Genomic DNA, 20269 nt, shown 5'->3' with positions numbered 1-20269 from the left:
CTACCTCGTTACTTCAGGTTGCCAATCACGCCCATTCGGGTTTGGTTGCGTTTGGCTTCCATGTTGCTTTCCTTCGTGATCTCCTCCTGGAAGCCGTTTTGCGCCTTCTGATCCTGGAGATCCTGTGTGGTCTGGCCATTACCTGCGCTGGCAGCCGGGTTTGCACCTGTTGCGTTTCCTACTTGCATGATTAGTTTTCCTTATTGAAAAAGCGCACGTAAACCAAACTTCTACTACCCGCTCGCCGGAACGCGCGCAATTGTCCGGCAAGCAGATTCTGTCCCGCGAGAGCGGCGAACCGGATCAGGCATCGTATGTCTGCCGCCAGCTCAGCGACAGTTGCTCGCGCCTCCCGCACCGTCGGCCGAAAACTCGTATGTCGTCCCGTCGTCGCTGCGTAGGATCGTCACGGTACAACCAGAAATACTTGCAATCCGGCCCAGCGGCAGGCGAGCCCCGGTGAAATATCGTCCACCCTGTCCGTCGACGAGCCACGCCCCATGCTCCGAGCGCGACAGGTTCATGCCGATCGCTTTCAGCGGAATCCGCACAGGCCCCTTCGTCGTGCCGCCACCTTTGAATTTGAGGTCTCGCAACCCGTTGATCGACTCACGTGCGAGGCGGGCGACGCGTCGGTAATCCCACGCTTCCGGCAACATATAGCCCTCTTCGGATGGCGGGACGACGCTGAACCAGCCAGGCTCGCCGGGCGTGATCTGCGCATCGCGGTAGTACTTTTGCAAGAAATCGGTGAGTTGCTCCTGGATCTGGTCGACCGCAAGCACGCGTACGACGGGCGCACGCGTATCGCGGCGAGCGCTTGCCGCCAGCAACGCAAGATCCGACGAACTCGTCACATAGCCTTCGTAGACGTATGCATGCGTCTTCGCGTCTTCATGCACGGTCACAAAGCGGAATGGTCCATCGAGACGTGGAAGCGAGCGTTGCGGCTCATGCGGGCCGTACATTTGCCACAGCGACCCCACCCCGCCCGACGCCAGCAGTGTCAGGAGAAGCAGTTTCTTGCCGCGCGCCATCAGCGCCCAACGCCGCGCGACATAGGCAAGGGGCGCATGCGTCAGCAACCAGCCCAGTTCAGCGTTGCGCTCGATTTCCGGCGTAAGCGGGTCGCGTCCGCTGAACTGCAGTTGCGCATCGCCCAGTGCGAAGGAGGCGCCCCGTCTCAGGAAGGTTGCCTTGCCCGGCGCCACCGGATAGCCGAACACGGATACTCCTTCCTGATGCGCGGTCAGCTTCAGCCTGTTGCCCGTCAGACAGATGGTGACGTGTTGCGGCGCGATGCCGTCATCCACGAGCAGCAGGCTGTCTCCCTCGCCGCTTCCTATCGTCAGATCGTGGCCATCCGACATCAGCACGCTTGCGCCGGCATGGACGCCGCCTCTCACGACAATCATTGCGCCCGCGCTCATCGGTTCTGCCCCTTCGTTGCTGACGGACTAGCCGGCAGGCCGGGAGGTAGCGGAGGCACGGCACTGCTCCATGCCGACATGTCCGCCGCGCGCCGTCCGGCCATGACACGCTGCGTCGGATCATTGCTCACGAGCGACGGTACTGCCGGGTTGAACGACGACGGGGAAGCCGTGCTGACAGTCTCGCGTTGCACGGACAGGCCAGACACTGTCTTGATGCGAGGCGTAATCAGGATCAGTCGTTCCTGACGTTCGACCTGGGTCTGCTTGTCGCGAAACAACGCGCCTACGTACGGCAGATTGCCTAGCACGGGCACTTGCGAAGACGACGTCTGGCTGCGTTCATACTGATATCCGCCAAGGAGCAGACTGTCGCCGTTGGCGACGACCGCCTGCGTCACGATGGAATTGTTGTTCACTTTGGGAATGCCATCGACGGTCAGCGACGAATCGAATGCGCCGTCTTCGATTTGCACACTCAACAGGACATTCGTTGTGCCATCGGACAACGGCTGCACTGTCGGCGTCACCTTGAGCGTCAGGCCCGTATCGACGTTGTAGAGATCGACGTCCTGATTGCCCGCGACGCGCACATACACCGAGTTGCGCGACGACAGGACGGCCTCCGAGTTGTTCAGAGTCAGCACCTGTGGTCGCGACAGGATCCGCGCCTTGCCGTTCTGTTCGAGCGCGTGAATCTTTGCGAACAGATAGTTCGCGGAACTGCCGATCATGGTTGCGAGGTTGAGGCCCGACAGTGCCGGTGCGATCGACGTTTCCAACCCGGTCGGCGATGAGTTCATCACCGCGTATGCGCCGCCTTCGCCCCGCGATCCACCGCCCCAGCGTATGCCGAGGTCGCTCGCGACGTCCGTCGATACGTCGATGACGGCCGCCGTGATCTCGACGAGATCCTGTGGTTTGTCGAGCATAGCGATGGTGCGCTCATAGTTCGGCATCATCGACGGCACGTCATAGATCACGACCGAGTTGGTGCGTGCGTCGGCAACGATGTTGCGCTGTATCGACGTGGTGGCTGGGCGCATGGCTTCCGCATCTGGCAACGGCATACCGGTATCAGGCGTAGCGGCCGCATCCGCGAGACCAAGCCCGCGCAGGCTAGGAAGCGGCGGTGGCCCGCCACGCGAGACACGCGCCTGGTTGCGCAAGCTCGCAGGACTCTTCCGATCCGGCACGCTAACGGCAACGTCTGCCATCAACTTGCGCAAGAGCGACGCGACACCGGGCACGGTCTGCTGACGATTGCCGGACGTGTACGTGATGTCCTGCGCCTGCGCATAGCGAAGCGGGAACACGCGGATCGCGGTGTCGTCGATAGCAGGCGTCACGGCGACCTGCCGCTGCGCCTCGCCGACGGCGTCGGCAATCGCCTCCACATAGTCCGACGGGCCGGATACGACAGCCGTCGTATCCGAATATCGAACGGGGAGATGGCTGTCGTCGAGACCGAGGTTCGACAGCAAGTCCACTACCTGTTCCCGAGTCATCGGAGAAAACGGAATCGTGCGGCTACGACTGTCGGCAGCCGGCGATACATGAATGATATGACCGTCGAAGTACCACATCAGGCCATACGCCTCGACCAGTCTCGCGAACACGCGTGCCGGCGGCTCGTCAAACTCTCCGTTGACAGGGCCTTTTACGCCGCGTCCGATTTCGAGCTGAAGGCCACCCGCATTTACCACTTCCTTCAATACATCGGGCAGCGGTGTGTTGCGTGCAAAGTAATGCATCGCTTCCGCCCGCCAAACGGGCGAAGCAGCGTTGCCCGCCGTCGCGTGCAAGACTATTCCGGCCACTAAGGCGCGACGTATGCCTGCAGCGGCGTTATACCGCCGTGCATATCTGCCTTGGCTTTTCGCGCGTGCATCACGCCGCGTCATGGACATCTCACTACCCCTCTTGAATCTTTTCTGTGATGAACAGGAATTTATCTTCTCCGGTTCTTGCAAGGGTCATACGGATGTACCACCCCGAATGTTCTGAGACGACGAACATTGCAATCGTCAGTCCATGGCTCAGCGGTGTCGCAACAATTGCCATTCCTAACGAATTCAGGACCGACACCTTGCCGAGTGGAAAAAAGCGGATCCAGAAATAGCAAAGCAAAGAAGTTTGGAAAATTGTGAGAAAAGAATGACGCGCACAACTTATAGAAATTTCAGCACCGATCTCCTGAGACCGAGACAGAGATCGATTCGTGTCAACGGTCTCGCGACGTGTATGAGGCTGGAAGAAATCTACTGGTCGATCATTGCAGAGTTCGCACGTAGCGAGTCATTGACCGTCGGCAAATTGATATCGCGATGGGCCATGGAAATGGATCTCGCACACGAGGCGGTATGGAACTTCACCGGCTACATCCGCGTGGTGTGCGTGATCCAGCTGATCAATCGCGTAAGTCCGGCTCTTTCGATGGATATCACCAAACCGCCTGAGTCGTCCAAGGGGCGAGGGCACCGATAGCGCCTCGAGCTTCTTGCGACGGTCAGTCACGCTTGTGGAGGCTGCCATGTAAGCAAACATCGACCGTTAAGTATCACGGGCACAGATGTGCTCGTCACCAACCGTTTGGCCTTCAAAGAAGGCTCTCAAATACAAAGGAGTAGAAAATGTCAATGGACGTTTCTCAAACCAGCACCACCACACAGATGTCTGCCATGGGAGGGCATCACGCTCCAGGGATGAATTCTGCTGCCGGTCAGCAGGTTCCGCAGGCTCAGACGATTTCGCAGGACGGCGATGCCGGCGGCGATCAGGCGGGCGGCGGTGGCGGTGGCGGTGGCGGTGACGGTGGCGCTGGCGACGCGCTCAAAGATGTGATGAAGCTACTGAAGGACATCATGGGCATGCTGTCCGGCGCCATGGGCGGCATGATGGGCGGCTAACGCAACCCGTCTGCCGTTGAGACGGCCGCCGCGGGGAAAGGTGTTGATGGGAAACGCATCTTTTCTGACGTGCGGCGGCCTTAAGAATTCGTCTGGAATGCTGTTCTGTTCAATCGATAAGGCATCGATATTTATAGGAAACACTTCGGCCATACTACCTATTTGCACCACAACGAGACGGACGGCGGCCAGCACGGGGGACCACCGCCGCTCTTCTTACTGGGCGAATCGTTACGCCTCATGATAAGCATTGAAAATTCCTGGCTACGTTTTATTGATTACGCCAGTGAAATTTATAGCGCCAGCACTACCGATGGTCATATCTATGCGGGACATCGGCTTTCTAACAAAAACTCTCCGCTCTCCGACTATTTTTATTAGTCAGGCAGAAAATTGACGCGCGCATTTAAAGTGGCCCAATTGATCCGGCCTGAATCGCAACATCTCGAAAATAAGACAATGTGTCGGCTATATCCAATAAGCATACATACGTATGAACTGATGTCATACATCTGTATGACCAGATCGGACTATCGCGGAGCAAGATTGACTAGCCGTCACTTGAATCCATCCGAATATGAGACACGACCCACGCGATTCACATTGCAGATGCATCACCATCTCAAAATGCGCCTGGACCTTCACAGTCCCAACCAAGGCTCTGCCTTCTCTTATTCCTACACGTGCACGCACATGCGGATGACACGGTATTGCAACTTCACGCCGCAGCTTGCAAGGCCGCGGCAGCGGTCCGTCAGAATCAACGGACTCGCCACTTGCCTGCGGCTCGAGGAGGTCTATTGGCGAATCATCGAGGAGATTGCGCGGCAGGAAGCCGTAACGGTAGGAAAACTGATTTCCCGATGGGCACTTGAGATTGATCTGACACAGGAAACCATCTGCAACTTTACTGGTTTCATCAGAATAATCTGCGTCACCCAATTATTAGATAAGAAACATCCGATCGATCTTGGAACAATCGATCCGGTTGGATCGGGTAGTCCACTTGAATCAACCATAGGTGATTTATAAAAACACATTTCACTTATACGCTTCAACATGGCAACCATCCGGAATCTGGCGTAGCCATTCAGGCACGACAGACCCACTCTCTGATTTAAATAGTTTTTTGACACTCAAAGGATTTGATGATGACGAATGCGATCAATAACCTCGGCAATAGCACGTCTTCGATATGGGCAACATGGCAGCGCCGACGCAAAACGACATGCACAGCCGCACCGATATGAGTAGCGTCCGGATGTTCTCGACGGAGCATTCCAACGATGCCGGCACAAGGCGGTGGTGCGGGCGGTTCGGGGGGTCTCGACCAGCTCATGGACGTCATCAAGCAGGCACTCTCCGCCGCGATGCAGATGGTGCAGCCGCTCCTCGGCATGATGACGTCGATGATGGCGCGGGCGGCGGTGCGGCGGGCGGTGGCAGCGCATGATGAATCGCTGACAACAGCCAGCCGCCGCAACGCCGGTCCAGCGCCTTGGCACTGGGGCGCCCGCGGCGGCTGGCGGCCCTCGACCGCCCCGCTCTTCGCAGCATCTGCCTTTTTCAACGCAATGAACAATCCGCGTGAACTGCGTCCACGCGGCGCATGCGCGATGTTCCGCCGCGCGCGACAGCGACAGCTGGCCGGATCCACCGGCCCGTCCGGTAAACCAGGCGCCTGCGCACGCCTTTACCCGGATTCCAGCTTGAATCGTTACTCCCTGCTTCTCATTACTTCGATGCTGCTGGTCGGCAGCAATGTCGGAATCGGTAAATCGATCGTCGAGTTCGTCCCCGTCCCCCTGTTCGCGCTGCTGCGCTTCGTGATCCCGATGGCAGTACTGTGGCCGCTTCTGCGCGCGTCCAAACTGCGCCGCGTCAAACGCGATGAATGGTTCAACCTGTTTTTGCAGGCCCTGTTCGGCACCTTTGGGTTGACGCTGCTGATGCTGGGCGGCGTGCAGCGCACGAGCGCGGTCGCGGCCGGCGTCATCACGAGCACGATTCCCGCGGTCGTCGCGCTGCTCTCGTGGCTCATCCTCAAAGACCGTCCGAACGGTCGTGCACTGGCGTCGATCGCGCTGGCGAGCCTGAAAGTCAAGCGGTGCCGCCAGTGGCGTCGTGAGCGCCGAAGCCTGAACGCAAGCTACAGTCCGCGAGGCGCGTGGCCGGACGCGCCGCCCGTCATGCGCCATCACCCTGCCCGCCGCGACGCGGCAAATTCACCCGACGCTGTACAATAGCGCGCCTGACGCGAGCTTGTCCGGCCTCCCCCGGCTGTGTACCGCGCCGTCTGCGCCTGGTTTGCGTGCCTGATCCGCGTGCGTGCTGAGTAGTGCGTATGCCCGGGTCGGCGCATTTAGTCCATGTTCCGTCACCTGCGTTTCATCTGACTCTTGCCCATGTCCGCTTCGCGATCCGACTCCGCCCATCAGCGCCGCCCGATGCGCCCGGTCCCTGCCATCATTTTCATGAGCCGCTGGCTGCAGTTGCCGCTCTATCTGGGCCTGATCGTCGCCCAGGGCGTCTATGTCGTGCTGTTCCTCAAGGAAGTCTGGCATCTCGTCACGGCCTCCATGACGCTCGACGAGACCAACATCATGCTGGTCGTGCTCGGCCTGATCGACGTGGTCATGATCTCGAACCTGCTGATCATGGTGATCATCGGCGGGTATGAAACGTTCGTGTCGCGCCTGGGCGTCGAGGGTCATCCGGACGAACCGGAATGGCTGGACCATGTGAACGCCGGCGTGCTCAAAGTCAAATTGTCGATGGCGCTGATCAGCATCTCGTCGATCCATCTGCTGAAGACCTTCATCAGCCCCGACCAGAATTCGACCCATACGATCATGTGGCAGGTGATCATCCACGTCGCGTTCCTCGTCTCGGCGCTCGTGATGGCGCTGGTCGACCGCCTCACCACGCATACGCATCCCAGGCATTTCGAAGAACCCACGGTGCTGCACGCCGTGGGTTCCGCTAAAGGTTCCACTCCCCTGAAGGCGCACGACTGACTCGCCCTGCCCTGCGAGTCCGACAACAAGCGCCACTGTCCCCACTGAGCTAGCCATGACCGTCATCAAACAGGAAGATCTGATTCAGAGCATTGCTGATTCGCTTCAGTACATCAGCTATTACCATCCGCTCGATTACATCCAGGCCTTGGGCCGCGCGTACGAGCTCGAACAGAGCCCGGCCGCCAAAGATGCCATTGCGCAGATTCTCACCAACAGCCGCATGTGCGCCGAAGGCAAGCGCCCGATCTGCCAGGACACCGGCATCGTCACGGTGTTCGTGAAAGTCGGCATGGACGTGCGTTGGGACGGCGCGACGATGGGCGTCACCGACATGATCAACGAAGGCGTGCGCCGTGGTTACCTGAACCCGGACAACGTGCTGCGCGCGTCGATCGTGAGCCCGCCGGAAGGTGGCCGCAAGAACACCAAGGACAACACACCGGCCGTGATCCACTACGAGATCGTGCCGGGCAATACGGTCGACGTGCAGGTCGCCGCCAAGGGTGGCGGCTCGGAAAACAAGTCGAAGTTCGCGATGCTGAATCCGTCGGACTCGATCGTCGACTGGATTCTCAAGACCGTGCCGACCATGGGCGCGGGCTGGTGCCCGCCGGGCATGCTCGGCATCGGCATCGGCGGCACCGCTGAAAAAGCGATGGTGATGGCGAAAGAATCGCTGATGGATCCGATCGACATTCAGGACGTGATCGCACGCGGCCCGAAGGACTGGATCGAAGAACTGCGCGTTGAACTGCACGAAAAGGTCAACGCACTCGGTATCGGCGCGCAAGGTCTCGGCGGTCTCGCCACCGTGCTCGACGTGAAGATCATGGCCGCGCCGACGCACGCCGCGTCCAAGCCAATTGCGATCATCCCGAACTGCGCGGCCACGCGCCACGCGCACTTCACGCTGGACGGTTCGGGCGTCGCCAAGCTCGAAGCGCCGTCGCTCGACGCATGGCCGAAGGTGCAGTGGGAACCGGATACCGAAAAGAGCAAGCGCGTCGATCTGAACACGCTCACGCCGGAAGAAGTCGCTGCGTGGACGCCGGGTCAGACGCTGCTGTTGTCGGGCAAGATGTTGACGGGCCGCGACGCAGCCCACAAGCGCATCGCCGACATGCTCGCGAAGGGCGAGAAGCTGCCGGTCGACTTCACGAACCGCGTGATCTACTACGTCGGCCCGGTCGATCCCGTGCGCGATGAAGCCGTCGGTCCCGCGGGCCCGACCACCGCAACGCGCATGGACAAGTTCACCGAGACGATGCTGTCGCAAACCGGTCTGATCTCGATGATCGGCAAAGCGGAGCGCGGCCCCGTCGCCATCGAAGCAATCAAGAAGCACAAGGCTGCGTATCTGATGGCCGTGGGTGGCGCGGCGTACCTCGTGTCGAAGGCGATTCGCAGCGCGAAGGTTCTCGCGTTCGAAGACCTCGGCATGGAAGCGATCTACGAGTTCGACGTGCAGGACATGCCGGTGACGGTGGCCGTCGATTCGAACGGCACCTCCGTTCATCAGACCGGCCCGAAGGAATGGCAAGCGAAGATCGGCAAGATTCCCGTCGCGACGGTTTGATCGGTATTGACTTCATTTGAATAACTCAAAGCCGGGGCCTGAAACCCCGGCTTTTTTATGATGAAATGAGAACGGTACGCATCACGCGAAAAACCCTCTGAAATCAGGCGAAAATCTGTTTTTTGCCTTGGCTTTTTGCGTTTCGCCGTTTATTGTTCTGGGAAATTCAAAAATCCCCTACAAGGACACACCATGCAAGGCGACAAGAAGGTCATCGAATATCTCAACTCGCAGTTGAAAAACGAACTGACCGCCATCAATCAGTACTTCCTGCATGCGCGGATGTATAAGCACTGGGGCCTCGAGAAACTCGGCAAGCACGAATACGATGAATCGATCGGTGAAATGAAGCATGCCGACTGGCTCATCGAACGCATTTTCATGCTCGACGGTCTACCGAATCTGCAGGACCTGCACAAGCTGCTGATCGGTGAGGAAACGAAAGAAATCCTCGAATGCGATTTGAAGCTCGAACAGATTTCGCAGAGCACCTGTAAAGAGGCCATCGCGTATTGCGAATCGGTGCGCGATTTCATTTCGCGTGAAATCTTCACGAAGATTCTCGACGACACCGAAGAACACATCGACTGGCTCGAAACGCAAATCGACCTGATCGACAAGGTCGGCATCCAGAACTACCAGCAATCCGCAATGGGCTCGGTCGAGTCCTGATCGAACCACGCTGCAACCGCCCGCGCGCCCGTTCATGGGTCAGCTTATTTGCGATGGCCCTGGCCGCGCGGACGATATACTTGCGCACCTTCCCGTTTTTCAGAGTTTCCCTTGACTGCTGTGCCGCACGCGTCCTCTTCGCCTATGCCCGCAGAATCACCGTCCACGAATGCAAGAATGTTCACGCCTGGCGCCGGATCGCGCGCACCGGTCGGCATTTTCGATTCGGGGCTCGGCGGTTTGTCGGTGTTGCGGGCGGTCCGGGCACAACTGCCTGACGAAACGATCCTGTACGTCGCCGACTCGCTCTACGCCCCGTACGGCGAGCGCGACGACGACTTCATCGCCGACCGCACGCTCGCGATCGGCGAATGGCTGGTCAAGCAAGGCGCGAAGGCGCTGGTGGTCGCCTGCAATACGGCGACCGCGCAGTCGATCGCGCTGGTTCGCGAAAAGCTGCCTATCCCGCTGGTCGGCGTCGAACCCGGCGTCAAACCCGCCGCGCTGCAGTCGAAAACGCGCGTCGCCGGCGTGCTCGCCACGCAAGTGACGTTGCGCAGCGCCCGCTTCCAGGCGCTGCTCGAACGCTACGCTGCGGATTGCCGCTTTCTTTGCCAGCCGGGTCACGGGCTCGTGCAGGCGGTAGAACGCTGTGACGTCGGCTCCCCCGAATTGCGCGCACTGCTGCGCGGCTACCTGCAGCCCATGCTCGACGCGGGCGCGGATACGCTCGTGCTCGGCTGCACGCACTACCCGTTTCTCGATGCGGCGATTCGCGACATCGTCGGCGACCGGCTGATGCTGATCGATACGAGCGTCGCCATAGCGCGCCAACTGGAACGGGTGCTCGACCAGAACGGCTTGCGCGCGGCGCCGGAAAACACGGCCACTGTTCTGCCCCGCTTTTATTCCACCGACGACGGCGTGCATCAGCAGCAACTGGCCGCCACCCTGCTGCACATCGACGCCGCGGTCCTACAGGTGTCGATTCCCTCGCGCCGCACGGCAGCGCCAGACTCCCAAGCCGCATAAATTGCCTCGTGCGGGTCGTTTTTGGCCTGCTGCGCGGCCTTCTGCCTGCTTTTTAGGCGCTTTTCCACGCCGCCCGCCGCCGGCACCAAATTCCGCCTCATAGACGAAACCCTTCTAAGAGTCTGGTTTTGTTACAAAAAATCATGCAGGACGCTTGCCAAACGGGCCAAACAAAATGATAATAATTCGCATTAACGTTAGCTATGACGCCCGCCATGATTGTCTGTGTCTGCAAGTCTGTTTCTGACCGAAAGATCCGTGCTTCGATCGAGGAAGGCATGGATTCGTTTGACGAGCTTCAGTTCGAGCTCGGCGTCGCATCCTGCTGTGGCAAGTGCGCCGACTCCGTGCGCGATGTCATGATGAAAAGCGGCGTCTGCGCGAGCCGCTGTGGTTTCGAGCATCACCCGCAAGCTGTACCGCTGACGTTTTACGAACGCAAGGCCGCCTGAGCCAGATTTTCTGAGCGCGGCTCACTCCGCGCCTCGGGTGCCTGAAGGCCCCTGCCGTTCTCGCTGTTCAAGCGTTATCCCACTGCCGTCAGCAAGCCAGTATTCGTACCAGCCAGCTACCCGCTCACCCGTCACAGGAGTTCGAGATGGAATTGCTGATTGGTTTCGTGACTACTTTGTTCATTTCGCTGCTGATTTTTCGAACATGACGATGTCTTGCCTGACGCGCTGCATCGACAGCGCGCCACCACGCTAACATGCCGGCCTCGCATACCGCTTCAGCCGGCGCCATGCCGGCTTCGTCCACTCGCACGAACTCCCGCGTCCTGACCGCAACCGCCGTGGTTGCAGCGATTCATGTCGCGTTGCTTGCCGTGGTGATGACCTTGCGTCATGACCCCGTGCAACCCGCGCTCGAATCGCACGTCATGACCGCGCAGTTGCTGCCGCCGGCGCCGGTTGCCGCGCCGGTCGCGATGCAATCGATAGCGCCACCGCCACCCACGCCGACGCCGCCGGTTCATACCAAGCCGAAGGTTCAGCCGACCCCGACGCCCAAGCCGACGCCTTTACCGGTGGCCGCCGCGCCGTCGCCGACGCCCGTCGCGGCGCCCGATCCGACGCCACCCGCACCGGCTGCACCTGCCGCGCCGCCCGCGCCTGCCGCGCCGGCAATCGGCCGTGAGACGCTGGAAATCAGCGCGCCCAAAAACGTCTCGCACCTCGACTGCAACATCGCCAAGCCCGACTATCCTGTGCTCTCCAAGCGCCGCAACGAAACCGGCTCGGCGTCTGTCAGGTTCGTGGTCGGTCTGACGGGCAAGCTCGAAAACATCCAGCTGAGCAAGAGCAGCGGCTTCAGCCGCCTCGACGACGCCGCGGTCGCCGCCGTGCGCGCGAGCGCGTGCAAACCATTTCTAGAGAACGGCCAGCCGATCCGGGCCGCTTATACCCAGCCATTCGACTTCAGTCTGAACGACTGAGGCAGCTTTTAAAAAAAAGGAATTGCAATGCAAAACTACGGACTGGCGCACGTCTGGGCGCAAGGGGATTTCGTGACGCGCGGTATCGCGCTCGCGCTGTTGATCATGTCGGTGATGTCGTGGAGCGTGATTGTCATCAAAGGCTGGAACGTGATGCGCTTGAACCGCCTCACCAAGAATGCCGAGCAGGCCTTCTGGCATTCGGACGACCTCGCCGACGGCGTGAAGAAGCTCGGCGCCGGATCGTCGACGCCGCAGGACAATCCGTTCCTCGCGCTGGCGCTGTCGGGCCAGGAAGCGGCTGATCATCATCATCAGACGCAGCCGCATCTGCACGACCGCATGGACGTGTCGGACTGGGTCACGCGCTGCCTGAAAGACACGATGGACGAAAGCGTCGCGCGCATGCAGAGCGGTCTCGCGATTCTCGCGTCGATCGGCAGCACGGCGCCGTTCGTCGGCCTGTTCGGCACGGTGTGGGGCATCTATCATGCGCTGCTGGCCATTGGCGCGAGCGGCCAGTCGTCGATCGATCAGGTCGCCGGTCCGGTCGGCGAAGCGCTGATCATGACCGCGTTCGGCCTGTTCGTCGCGATTCCGGCGGTGCTCGGCTACAACGCACTGACGCGCGCCAACAAGGCGGTGGTCGCCAAATTGAGCCGTTTTGCGCATGGCCTGCATGCATTCTTCGTGACGGGCGCGCGCCTGTCGTCGTCCAAGCGTGGCGACGGCCTGCGTCTCGCCGCGCGCACGAACTGATCGACGAGGCACTCCGATGGCAATGAGCCCCTTCGCCGGCGACGATGACGACGGCCTGATGAACGAAATCAACATGACGCCGCTCGTCGACGTGATGTTGGTTCTCCTGATCGTGTTCATGGTGACGATTCCGGTGATTCGTCACGCGGTCAAAATCGATCTGCCGCACGCAAGCAGTCAGAAGGAAGACACCAAGCCCGCGCAAGTCACGGTCGCGGTCGACGCGGATGGCAACGTCACGTGGGACGACAAGAAGGTCGACGAAGCCGCGCTGAGCGCGAAGATCGCGGAAGCCGCGCAAGCGAACCCGCAACCCGAGCTGCATCTGGACGCGGACCGCAAGGTTCCGTACGAGAAAGTGGCAGAAGTGATGGCGGCCGCACAGGCCGGCGGCCTCACCAAGATCGGCTTCGTGACACAACCGAAAAGCAGGTAATCTGGTGAAATGCCCCTTGAAACAGGGGCCAAAAAGTAAAAGGCCTTCATCGTCAGATGAAGGCCTTTTTTGTGCGCACTCGGCGCCTTCGGGCGGCGGGATCATTTGCCATCGGTCGAAGATTGATAGCTCGTGGAATCACCGCATGCGACAGCCGTGATCGACACGGACAGCGCGGTCAGCCCTATCAGGCCGGCTATCATAGCGGCCATGAGTTTCCGCATAAGAGACTCCTTAGCGAAGGGATTTCACTATAAGCCCGGGAGCGCGCGCATTCAAGCAAACGGCCATTGAAAGTACTCATGACAGGCCACGCTTAAATGCTAAAAGCGATGCTGTGGCCCGTCAGAAGTGCTATGGCGCAATCGCGAACATCGGCTGCGCAGCAGCGACCTTTTCCTCGCGCGCGGGACACTCGCCCATGATGTGTTTACCGTCGTCGGGATCGAGCATCTCCACCAGATAATCGACAAAGGCGCGCACCGCCGGCACCATCCCCTGCCGCGATACGAATACGGCGTACAACTGCGGTGTCGGAAAGGTCCAGCCCGGCATCACTGGCGACAACTGGCCGGCTCGCAGCGCCGCGCCGTACATCATCTCCGGCAGCGCGGCGATACCGACCCCGGCGAGCACCGCTTCACGAATCGTCATCAGATCGGCGGTCACGAGGCGGGGCTCGTGTTCGTGCGCATGACGCGTGCCGTCGGGTGCAATCAGGTTGTAGATGTGGCGTCCGTCGCCGGTCGGCACGTCGAGCGTTTCGAAACCGTTCAGGTCGGCCGGCAGCAACGGCGGCGCATTCTGTCGCAACAGGCTCGGCGCGCCGACCAGCATCTGCTGCGTGCGCCACAGCGGCCGCACGACGATGTTGGCATTTTCCGGCGGATCCGAGCGCACCCGCAGCGCGACATCGATCGAATCCTCGAACAGATCGACCACGCGGTTCGTCACGCGCATCACGACACGCACTTCCGGATACCGATGCATGAATTCGGGCAGGATCTGCGACAGGATGGTCTGCGAGATCGTGACGGGCACGCTGACGCGCACGGTGCCGCGCGGCGACGAACGCAGTTGCTGGACGACGTTGACGGCCGCCTGCGCCTCGCTCAGCATCGCCTGACAATGCTGATAGAAGAGTTGGCCGGCTTCGGTGAGCGCCAGCTTGCGCGTGGATCGTTGCAGCAGGCGCACACCGAGCGACGCTTCCAGCTCGGTCAGCCGGCGCGACAGGCGCGACTTGGAAATCCCCAGCACGCGTTCGGCGGCGGAAAACCCGCCATGCTCGACGACCTGCGAAAAATACATCAGGTCATTCAGATTATGTGAATCGATCTTCATCTCATCGTTCCAGTAATAGAACAATCCATTGCGTAAGGGCGGCTGGCACCCCGGAAAACGGTCCCTATAATAGCTCCATGTTTCAAAAATAACGCTATTCCCCATTTTTTGAGGTGACTTTGATGAGCACGACCCGCACGATCGAACGCACGTTTCCGGCCGTTCGCACGACCGAGGGTGGCGGCTTTATCGTCCACCGCCCGTTTCCCACTCGCATGCTGATGGACTTCGATCCGTTCCTGCTGCTCGACGAAATGGGCCCGATCGACTACGCGCCGGGCGAGGCCAAAGGCGCGCCCGACCATCCGCATCGCGGCTTCGAAACGGTCACGTATGTGCTCGAGGGCCAGTTCGGCCACAAGGATTCGGCCGGGCATTCCGGCACCCTGCACGCCGGCGACGTCCAATGGATGACCGCGGGCGCGGGCGTCGTGCATAGCGAGATGCCGGACCCGTCGTTCGTACGCACGGGCGGCCGCGTGCACGGCCTGCAACTCTGGGTAAATCTGCCGCGCCGCGACAAGATGATCGAGCCGCGCTACCAGGAAATGCCGTCAGCGAGCATTCCCGTGGCGACGTCCGCGGACGGCAAGGTGCGCGTCAAGGTGATCGCCGGCGAGGCGCTCGGCGTCAAAGCGGCGATCGAAACGCGTACGCCGATCCTGTACCAGCATTTCTCGCTGCAGCCGGGCGCAACGATCCAACAGCCGGTGCCGGCCGACTACCGTGTGTTTGCCTATAGCCTGTCCGGAAAGGGCTTCTACGGTGAAGGCGAAGCGCGTCAGGAAATCGACGCGCAGAAAATGGTCGTGTTTCAGAACGATGGCGACTCCGTGACGCTCACGGCCGGCGCGGAGCCACTCGAGGTGCTGCTGCTGGGCGGCGTGCCGCTGAAGGAGCCCGTGGTGCGCTACGGCCCGTTCGTGATGAATACGGAAGACGAGATTCGCCAGGCCGTCGTCGATTACCAGGCCGGACGCATGGGCGCGATCACGCATTGAGTCGTCGACGGGCGCGGCACGCTCCGTCTGCGTCGCAACCCGAGGCGCGAAGGCCGGTAAATTCGTTCACAATAGCAATTCAGGCCGCGCGCCGCGCCGTTCACTCATAACGGGCCGTGGCGCGCGGCGATTTCCGTCCCTGTTCAGGAGCGCGCATGGCAGAGTCCACCGTCACCGCCCACATCGGTTCGACGAATTTCCAGGTCCTTTTCGACGACGGCAAGCACACATGGCTTGCCGACGAACCCGAGTCGCTCGGCGGCGGCGATCGCGGGCCGACGCCCGTCTCGTTGTTGCTGTCGAGCCTCGGCGCGTGCACGTCGATCACGCTGAAGATGTACGCTCAGCGCAAGGACTGGCCGCTCGCCGACGTGCGCGTGACGCTCTCGCTCGAAACCGGCGACGCGGGTACGACCATCGATCGCAAGATCATCCTCGAAGGCAATCTGTCCGACGAACAGCGGGAACGGCTCTTGCAAATCGCCAATCAGTGCCCGGTTCACAAGATCCTCACGCATTCGATCACGATCCGTTCGGGGCTCGCCGTCGCTTAAACGCTTTCATAGGAAGCCGTCGTTTTGAATTTCGAACACCTTATCCAGATCAACGACCCGTTGAATCCGTTTGTCGAAGCAATGACCCGCGAGCAGTTGTGGGAGGGTCTCGTGCTGCGCGCCGAACAGCCGCAACTGTTCGTGATCGGACTCGACAGTTGCACGATTCTTTCGCGCGAAGGCAACGTCCTCGAACGGGAGCTGCACTACGGCCAGGCCACGGTACGCGACCGCGTCACGCTGGAGGAGAGCCAGAGCGTGCGATACGACATTCTGCCGACGGCCGACTACGTAGGCGGCTCGCTCACGATGACGATCGAGCAACCGGACGAACTGCAGCTGTTCCTGCGCTTCGAGTACGCGACCACGCTGCCCGAATCGACCGATCCCGATGCGCATCAGACGCAGGAAATCGTGAAGTCGGCATATCGTGAGAACGATATCGATACTGTTCGGCTGATTCGCCAGTATGTGCAAACGAAGCAGGAGCCCGGCACGTTGCATTGAATGTCGCGCGGGCACCCTGCCCGCGATCGATTGCAAGACCGCCGAACGACCGGGCGTCTTTCTCCAGACGCCGCCCCGCCTCTACTCCCCTCAGACTATCGAAACTCAAATCCGATCAATTTCTCTTCCTTGTAAATGGGAATAGTTATCATTTAGAATTAATCCATCGAATCGACCAACAGCTAAAACGAATGACCGATCTCACGCGCCCTTCCACACTCAGCCTGCGCCGCCCGGCGGCCGCGCTGACCAGCCGTCCGAAATCGTCGACGGCAACGGTAACCGGCCAGAAGCCTGGCGCGGATGGCATTAACGGTACGGGCGAGACGTCGGAGCGAGTCGTACGCAGCGACGCTTTGCTGCAAGGACATAGCCACGTCAGCATCGTGCATAACGGCGAGACCTACCAGCTGCGGGCCACGCGCTTAGGCAAGCTGATCCTGACGAAGTAGGAACGAATAGCAGTTAGTACCGGGTATTGTGGGGACCACCTCCCAGAGAGGTGTTGGGCAGTAGCCAGCCACGACGGCTTGCACGTGAGAACTAGACCCCTTCGTGCAGACACCAAGCCAGCCGTCGCAGCAAGCCAGGCCGCTTTTTTTGGTTCTCACTCGATGCGGCAACACGCTATAACGTGTGCCGATCATGCGGAAAATGGAAAAGCCGTGGGATGTTGTCATCTCCACGGCTTTTTGTTTGGTGCCGGCGCCGACTACTGCAACCGCGAGCGTTGAATGCGTTACTTCGAAGCCCAGCCCCAGAACATCAGCCACCACGCGCTATCGACCACGGCTAGCGCCGCGGCGAACCACACCATCGCGAGGCCGCGTTGAATGAAGCGCTCGCTATAGCGGCGCGTGACAAGCCAGGCGAGCCATGCGCTCCACAGGTTGGCAATCGCCAGAATGGCGATGCGCATATCCGACGCCCACCACAACGACACATGCTCCGCGCGCAACAGCGACAGCGTGGTAGCGGACAAGCCGAGAAACACGCCCGCGCCGGCAATCGGAATCAGCCCTTGCGTCAAATGATGCAGACGCACGCTATTGAAGCGCCCCAGCATGCGCGTCGCGCCCATCAGCAGCACCAGCAGCGCCGTGCCGTACACCAACGCCGTGGCGAGGATGTAGCCGATCACCATCGTGCCGTCGAGCCACGAGAAGACGTCGTTCTGCTCGGGGTAATGCGTGAACAGGAACCACGGCGCGTTGGTGTCGAGCGGCCATGTGATGTCGTGATCGACGAGCCAATTCGCGAAGAATATCTTCAGATCGACGAACCAGCGCGACGCGGTCCAATGAAACGCGCCGATCGCGATGCCGAGCAGGCCGTACAGGATCAACGCGGTGTCCCACGGGTTGGCCTGCTTGTCGCCCAACTGCACCACTTCCGACGACGGCGCGCGCCACGTCAACGCAATCGCGTCGCGGTGCCCGCTGCAACGCCCGCACATATGGCAGTCCGACGCGCCCTTCATATTGCGCAACGGCACGAGCGGCGCGCAATTGATTGGAATCACGCGATGTCCATGTTCGCCGTTCTTGTACGAACGGCGCCACGCCTCTTCATCGACTTTGTAGTGGAACGGCGCGAGCCGCGCCAGAAGCGAAAAAACCCCGTTGACGGGGCACAGATATTTGCACCAGACACGCTTCTCACGTCCGTACAGCAAGCCGATGATCATCGCCGCGAAAGTCGAGCCGCCTAACACCAGCAACACGGCTTTCGGATACTGGTAGACGCTCACCATCTGACCGTAGATGGTGGTGATGCCGAACGCGACGAACGGCCAGCCGCCCCAGCGCATCCAGCGCGGAATCGCCCAGCCTCGCCCGTATTTGCTGGCGAATTCGGCGAGCGCACCCTCCGGACACAGCACGCCGCACCAGACACGCCCGAGCATGACCATCGATAGCAACACGAACGGCCACCAGATCCCCCAGAACACGAACTGCGCGGCGAGCGTCAGGTTGGTCCACAGGTGCGCCGTGTCGTCCGGCAGCGGCATCACCGCCGGCACGAGAATCAGAAACGCGTACACCGCCACCACGACCCACTGGATGCCGCGAATCGCGGCACCGTGACGCTGCATCCACTGCCCGGCCGCCGCGAGGCGGCCCGGACGGGTCATGACCGTGCTCATGCCGTGCGTCCGGCAGCTTGCCGCGCCGGCTTGCGGTTCGCGCGGCGCACCAGCAGATAGACCACCGCCCAGTACGCGGCATAGGCGATCAGATTCATCAACGCCGGGTGAGCGCGATAACCGGTAAGCGTTGCGACCAGCGAACCGAAGGTGCTCGAATCATCGAGGATCATCGACGAATTCCACACCTGGTCGACAATGGTCGGCAGGATTTCCTTGTCGATCAGCTTGTCCACACCGGTCTGGAAGAGACCCGCGCCGAGGAACAGCAGCATGATTTCCGTGATGCGGAAAAAGAGCCGCCACGAGAAGATCTTGCCGCCCAGTTGCAGCACGTAGAAGGTCAGGAACGCGAGCGCCAGGCCGATCACGACCGCGAGCATCTGGCTGGCGTCCACGTGACCCGACTGGCCGAAGCCGAGGCCGTACAGAAAGATCACCGTCTCGCTGCCTTCACGCGCGATCGCCAGCGCCACCAGCAACGCGACGCCCCACCAGTTCGAATCGCGCTGGCTCTTCTGCAGCGACTGTTCCATGTCGCGCTTGAGCGTGCGGCCGTGCTGCTTCATCCACAGCACCATCTGCACGATCAGCACGCAGGCGACCAGCACCATCGCGGTCTGGAAATAATCCTGCGCGTCACCGGAGAGCACTTCGGTGAAACCGACCAGCGCCGCGCCGAGCGCCACCGCCGCGATCACGCCGGCCGCCACGCCGCCCCACAGGTACGGCAAACCGCGGCGCGCGTCATCGTCGCCATTTTTCAGCCACGCGTACAGGATGCCGACGACCAGCAACGCCTCGACACTTTCCCGCCACACGATGAATAGAATCTGACCCATCAAGCTCTCCCTCTGCCTTCTTGTGCTCTGGCGAACGCGCGAACCGTCGAGGCTCCGCGCTCGCGTCCCAAGCCACTATTTCGCGACGATGACGCCCTGCGCCTGCTGGTGGAAATCGTCGAAAAACTTGTACTCACCCGGCTCGAGCGGCGCGATCACGACGAACGAATCCGCGCCCGGCGCCAATACCTTTTCTTTACGCAACTGCACGCTTTCGAATTCGGCCGCGCCTTTGCCGGTGTTGCGCACTTCGATCTTGATACGCTGCCCCGCCGGCACTTCGATGCGGGCCGGGTTCAGCTTGCCGTCGTTCATTTCCAGCTTGAAGGTCGGCAGGTCGGCTGCGTGGGCCACGCCCGCCAGCAAAACCGTGGCGGTGAAGATCGCGATCTTTCGGTTGATTTTCATTAGCCCTTCCGGAAAACGCGGCGGGGGGGGGGGGGGGGGCCCCCCCCCCCCCCCCGGCGGGGTGGGGGGGGGGGGGGCTTACGGGCCGCAAATGTAGAGCAGACAACCCGCCCCCCCCCCCCCCCCCGCCGCCCCCCCCCCCCCCCCCCCCCCCCCCCCCCCCCCCCCCCCCCCCCCCCCCCGGACGGGTCATGACCG

22 protein-coding genes and 2 pseudogenes are annotated in these 20269 nt (G+C 61.0%); 16 read left to right on the top strand and 8 right to left on the bottom strand.

The features are described from left to right. Positions 1-8 precede the first annotated feature (8 nt). The 3 genes from PQR32_RS38830 to sctC form a co-directional block, all read right to left on the bottom strand. The gene (locus PQR32_RS38830) at positions 9-188 is read right to left on the bottom strand and encodes a hypothetical protein (RefSeq protein WP_408219683.1); all 180 of its coding nucleotides are present in this window, start codon (positions 186-188) and stop codon (positions 9-11) included. A gap of 141 nt (positions 189-329) precedes the next feature. Continuing rightward, positions 330-1415: an FHA domain-containing protein gene (locus PQR32_RS38825; protein ID WP_408240181.1), complete on the bottom strand. Its 1086-nt coding sequence runs from the start codon at positions 1413-1415 to the stop codon at positions 330-332. 11 nt (positions 1416-1426) lie between these two features. After that, the gene (gene sctC, locus PQR32_RS38820; RefSeq protein ID WP_408240178.1) at positions 1427-3184 is read right to left on the bottom strand and encodes a type III secretion system outer membrane ring subunit SctC; all 1758 of its coding nucleotides are present in this window, start codon (positions 3182-3184) and stop codon (positions 1427-1429) included. A gap of 403 nt (positions 3185-3587) precedes the next feature. On the opposite strand from sctC, the gene PQR32_RS38815 reads away from it, so the two are divergent. The 12 genes and pseudogenes from PQR32_RS38815 to PQR32_RS38760 all read left to right on the top strand — a co-directional run bounded on the left by PQR32_RS38815 (position 3588) and on the right by PQR32_RS38760 (position 13269). Next, positions 3588-3917: a ribbon-helix-helix domain-containing protein gene (locus tag PQR32_RS38815; RefSeq protein ID WP_408240175.1), complete on the top strand. Its 330-nt coding sequence runs from the start codon at positions 3588-3590 to the stop codon at positions 3915-3917. Between the two features lie 146 nt (positions 3918-4063). Next, positions 4064-4339, top strand: a complete 276-nt coding sequence (locus PQR32_RS38810) for a hypothetical protein (protein ID WP_408240172.1) — start codon at positions 4064-4066, stop codon at positions 4337-4339. 609 nt (positions 4340-4948) lie between these two features. Then, positions 4949-5371, top strand: coding sequence for a ribbon-helix-helix domain-containing protein (locus PQR32_RS38805; protein ID WP_408240169.1), 423 nt, complete (start codon positions 4949-4951; stop codon positions 5369-5371). A gap of 677 nt (positions 5372-6048) precedes the next feature. Beyond that, positions 6049-6441: pseudogene (locus PQR32_RS38800) on the top strand (DMT family transporter); the annotation flags it as partial. Between the two features lie 345 nt (positions 6442-6786). Next, positions 6787-7356, top strand: a complete 570-nt coding sequence (locus tag PQR32_RS38795; RefSeq protein ID WP_408240216.1) for a TIGR00645 family protein — start codon at positions 6787-6789, stop codon at positions 7354-7356. Positions 7357-7411: 55 nt separating this feature from the next. Then, positions 7412-8935 (top strand): fumarate hydratase, encoded by a 1524-nt coding sequence (locus PQR32_RS38790; RefSeq protein WP_012432444.1) that lies wholly within the window; start codon positions 7412-7414, stop codon positions 8933-8935. A 192-nt stretch (positions 8936-9127) separates the two neighbouring features. Beyond that, positions 9128-9607: a bacterioferritin gene (bfr, locus tag PQR32_RS38785; RefSeq protein WP_408240166.1), complete on the top strand. Its 480-nt coding sequence runs from the start codon at positions 9128-9130 to the stop codon at positions 9605-9607. A gap of 144 nt (positions 9608-9751) precedes the next feature. Beyond that, positions 9752-10639 (top strand): glutamate racemase, encoded by an 888-nt coding sequence (murI, locus tag PQR32_RS38780; protein WP_408240163.1) that lies wholly within the window; start codon positions 9752-9754, stop codon positions 10637-10639. Between the two features lie 215 nt (positions 10640-10854). Next, a complete protein-coding gene (locus PQR32_RS38775; protein ID WP_012432441.1) occupies positions 10855-11091 on the top strand; it encodes a (2Fe-2S)-binding protein in 237 nt (78 codons plus the stop codon). 257 nt (positions 11092-11348) lie between these two features. Then, positions 11349-12074 carry an energy transducer TonB gene (locus PQR32_RS38770; protein ID WP_408240160.1) on the top strand — a complete coding sequence of 242 codons (726 nt, stop codon included), beginning with the start codon at positions 11349-11351 and terminating at the stop codon, positions 12072-12074. Positions 12075-12101: 27 nt separating this feature from the next. Next, positions 12102-12833, top strand: a complete 732-nt coding sequence (locus PQR32_RS38765; RefSeq protein ID WP_106285023.1) for a MotA/TolQ/ExbB proton channel family protein — start codon at positions 12102-12104, stop codon at positions 12831-12833. 16 nt (positions 12834-12849) lie between these two features. Continuing rightward, positions 12850-13269: an ExbD/TolR family protein gene (locus PQR32_RS38760; RefSeq protein ID WP_408240157.1), complete on the top strand. Its 420-nt coding sequence runs from the start codon at positions 12850-12852 to the stop codon at positions 13267-13269. 354 nt (positions 13270-13623) lie between these two features. Here PQR32_RS38760 and PQR32_RS38755 read toward each other — a convergent pair whose 3' ends face one another. Further along, on the bottom strand, positions 13624-14613 hold the full coding sequence (locus PQR32_RS38755) for a LysR family transcriptional regulator (protein ID WP_408240155.1): 990 nt from the start codon (positions 14611-14613) through the stop codon (positions 13624-13626). A 122-nt stretch (positions 14614-14735) separates the two neighbouring features. Between PQR32_RS38755 and PQR32_RS38750 the strand changes: the two genes are divergently transcribed. The 4 genes from PQR32_RS38750 to hemP all read left to right on the top strand — a co-directional run bounded on the left by PQR32_RS38750 (position 14736) and on the right by hemP (position 17127). Continuing rightward, entirely contained in the window at positions 14736-15614 is an 879-nt protein-coding gene (locus PQR32_RS38750; protein WP_408240152.1) for a pirin family protein, read from the top strand. Between the two features lie 155 nt (positions 15615-15769). Further along, on the top strand, positions 15770-16168 hold the full coding sequence (locus PQR32_RS38745) for an OsmC family protein (protein WP_408240149.1): 399 nt from the start codon (positions 15770-15772) through the stop codon (positions 16166-16168). Between the two features lie 24 nt (positions 16169-16192). Beyond that, positions 16193-16675 (top strand): SRPBCC family protein, encoded by a 483-nt coding sequence (locus tag PQR32_RS38740; RefSeq protein WP_408240146.1) that lies wholly within the window; start codon positions 16193-16195, stop codon positions 16673-16675. Between the two features lie 191 nt (positions 16676-16866). After that, positions 16867-17127 carry a hemin uptake protein HemP gene (hemP, locus tag PQR32_RS38735; RefSeq protein ID WP_408240143.1) on the top strand — a complete coding sequence of 87 codons (261 nt, stop codon included), beginning with the start codon at positions 16867-16869 and terminating at the stop codon, positions 17125-17127. Between the two features lie 287 nt (positions 17128-17414). Here hemP and PQR32_RS38730 read toward each other — a convergent pair whose 3' ends face one another. From PQR32_RS38730 to PQR32_RS38715, 4 genes and pseudogenes are all read right to left on the bottom strand, one after another. Then, positions 17415-18821: a 4Fe-4S binding protein gene (locus PQR32_RS38730; RefSeq protein WP_408240140.1), complete on the bottom strand. Its 1407-nt coding sequence runs from the start codon at positions 18819-18821 to the stop codon at positions 17415-17417. Continuing rightward, positions 18818-19663: an FTR1 family iron permease gene (locus tag PQR32_RS38725; RefSeq protein WP_408240137.1), complete on the bottom strand. Its 846-nt coding sequence runs from the start codon at positions 19661-19663 to the stop codon at positions 18818-18820. The genes PQR32_RS38730 and PQR32_RS38725 overlap by 4 nt, the downstream gene beginning before the upstream one ends. A 75-nt stretch (positions 19664-19738) precedes the next feature. Continuing rightward, entirely contained in the window at positions 19739-20071 is a 333-nt protein-coding gene (locus tag PQR32_RS38720) for a cupredoxin domain-containing protein (protein ID WP_408240134.1), read from the bottom strand. Then, positions 20071-20269, bottom strand: a pseudogene (locus PQR32_RS38715) (hypothetical protein); the annotation flags it as partial. The pseudogene PQR32_RS38715 and the gene PQR32_RS38720, both read right to left, overlap by 1 nt.

The organism is Paraburkholderia dipogonis (genome assembly GCF_046027395.1).
In the GTDB taxonomy this organism is placed as follows: Bacteria; Pseudomonadota; Gammaproteobacteria; order Burkholderiales; family Burkholderiaceae; genus Paraburkholderia; species Paraburkholderia dipogonis_A.
This window is presented reverse-complemented; position numbering and strand designations above follow the sequence as displayed.

Excerpts from the sequence above, each read along its gene's own strand:
- PQR32_RS38755 (WP_408240155.1), bottom strand. The coding sequence starts at position 14,613 with ATGAAGATCGATTCACATAATCTGAATGACCTGATGTATTTTTCGCAG.
- PQR32_RS38765 (WP_106285023.1), top strand. The coding sequence starts at position 12,102 with ATGCAAAACTACGGACTGGCGCACGTCTGGGCGCAAGGGGATTTCGTG.
- PQR32_RS38745 (WP_408240149.1), top strand. The coding sequence starts at position 15,770 with ATGGCAGAGTCCACCGTCACCGCCCACATCGGTTCGACGAATTTCCAG.
- PQR32_RS38830 (WP_408219683.1), bottom strand. The coding sequence starts at position 188 with ATGCAAGTAGGAAACGCAACAGGTGCAAACCCGGCTGCCAGCGCAGGT.
- PQR32_RS38815 (WP_408240175.1), top strand. The coding sequence starts at position 3,588 with ATGACGCGCACAACTTATAGAAATTTCAGCACCGATCTCCTGAGACCG.
- PQR32_RS38730 (WP_408240140.1), bottom strand. The coding sequence starts at position 18,821 with ATGAGCACGGTCATGACCCGTCCGGGCCGCCTCGCGGCGGCCGGGCAG.
- PQR32_RS38770 (WP_408240160.1), top strand. The coding sequence starts at position 11,349 with ATGCCGGCCTCGCATACCGCTTCAGCCGGCGCCATGCCGGCTTCGTCC.
- hemP (WP_408240143.1), top strand. The coding sequence starts at position 16,867 with ATGACCGATCTCACGCGCCCTTCCACACTCAGCCTGCGCCGCCCGGCG.
- PQR32_RS38790 (WP_012432444.1), top strand. The coding sequence starts at position 7,412 with ATGACCGTCATCAAACAGGAAGATCTGATTCAGAGCATTGCTGATTCG.
- murI (WP_408240163.1), top strand. The coding sequence starts at position 9,752 with ATGCCCGCAGAATCACCGTCCACGAATGCAAGAATGTTCACGCCTGGC.
- PQR32_RS38720 (WP_408240134.1), bottom strand. The coding sequence starts at position 20,071 with ATGAAAATCAACCGAAAGATCGCGATCTTCACCGCCACGGTTTTGCTG.
- bfr (WP_408240166.1), top strand. The coding sequence starts at position 9,128 with ATGCAAGGCGACAAGAAGGTCATCGAATATCTCAACTCGCAGTTGAAA.
- PQR32_RS38805 (WP_408240169.1), top strand. The coding sequence starts at position 4,949 with ATGCATCACCATCTCAAAATGCGCCTGGACCTTCACAGTCCCAACCAA.
- sctC (WP_408240178.1), bottom strand. The coding sequence starts at position 3,184 with ATGCATTACTTTGCACGCAACACACCGCTGCCCGATGTATTGAAGGAA.
- PQR32_RS38750 (WP_408240152.1), top strand. The coding sequence starts at position 14,736 with ATGAGCACGACCCGCACGATCGAACGCACGTTTCCGGCCGTTCGCACG.
- PQR32_RS38775 (WP_012432441.1), top strand. The coding sequence starts at position 10,855 with ATGATTGTCTGTGTCTGCAAGTCTGTTTCTGACCGAAAGATCCGTGCT.
- PQR32_RS38725 (WP_408240137.1), bottom strand. The coding sequence starts at position 19,663 with ATGGGTCAGATTCTATTCATCGTGTGGCGGGAAAGTGTCGAGGCGTTG.
- PQR32_RS38760 (WP_408240157.1), top strand. The coding sequence starts at position 12,850 with ATGGCAATGAGCCCCTTCGCCGGCGACGATGACGACGGCCTGATGAAC.
- PQR32_RS38825 (WP_408240181.1), bottom strand. The coding sequence starts at position 1,415 with ATGATTGTCGTGAGAGGCGGCGTCCATGCCGGCGCAAGCGTGCTGATG.
- PQR32_RS38795 (WP_408240216.1), top strand. The coding sequence starts at position 6,787 with ATGCGCCCGGTCCCTGCCATCATTTTCATGAGCCGCTGGCTGCAGTTG.
- PQR32_RS38810 (WP_408240172.1), top strand. The coding sequence starts at position 4,064 with ATGTCAATGGACGTTTCTCAAACCAGCACCACCACACAGATGTCTGCC.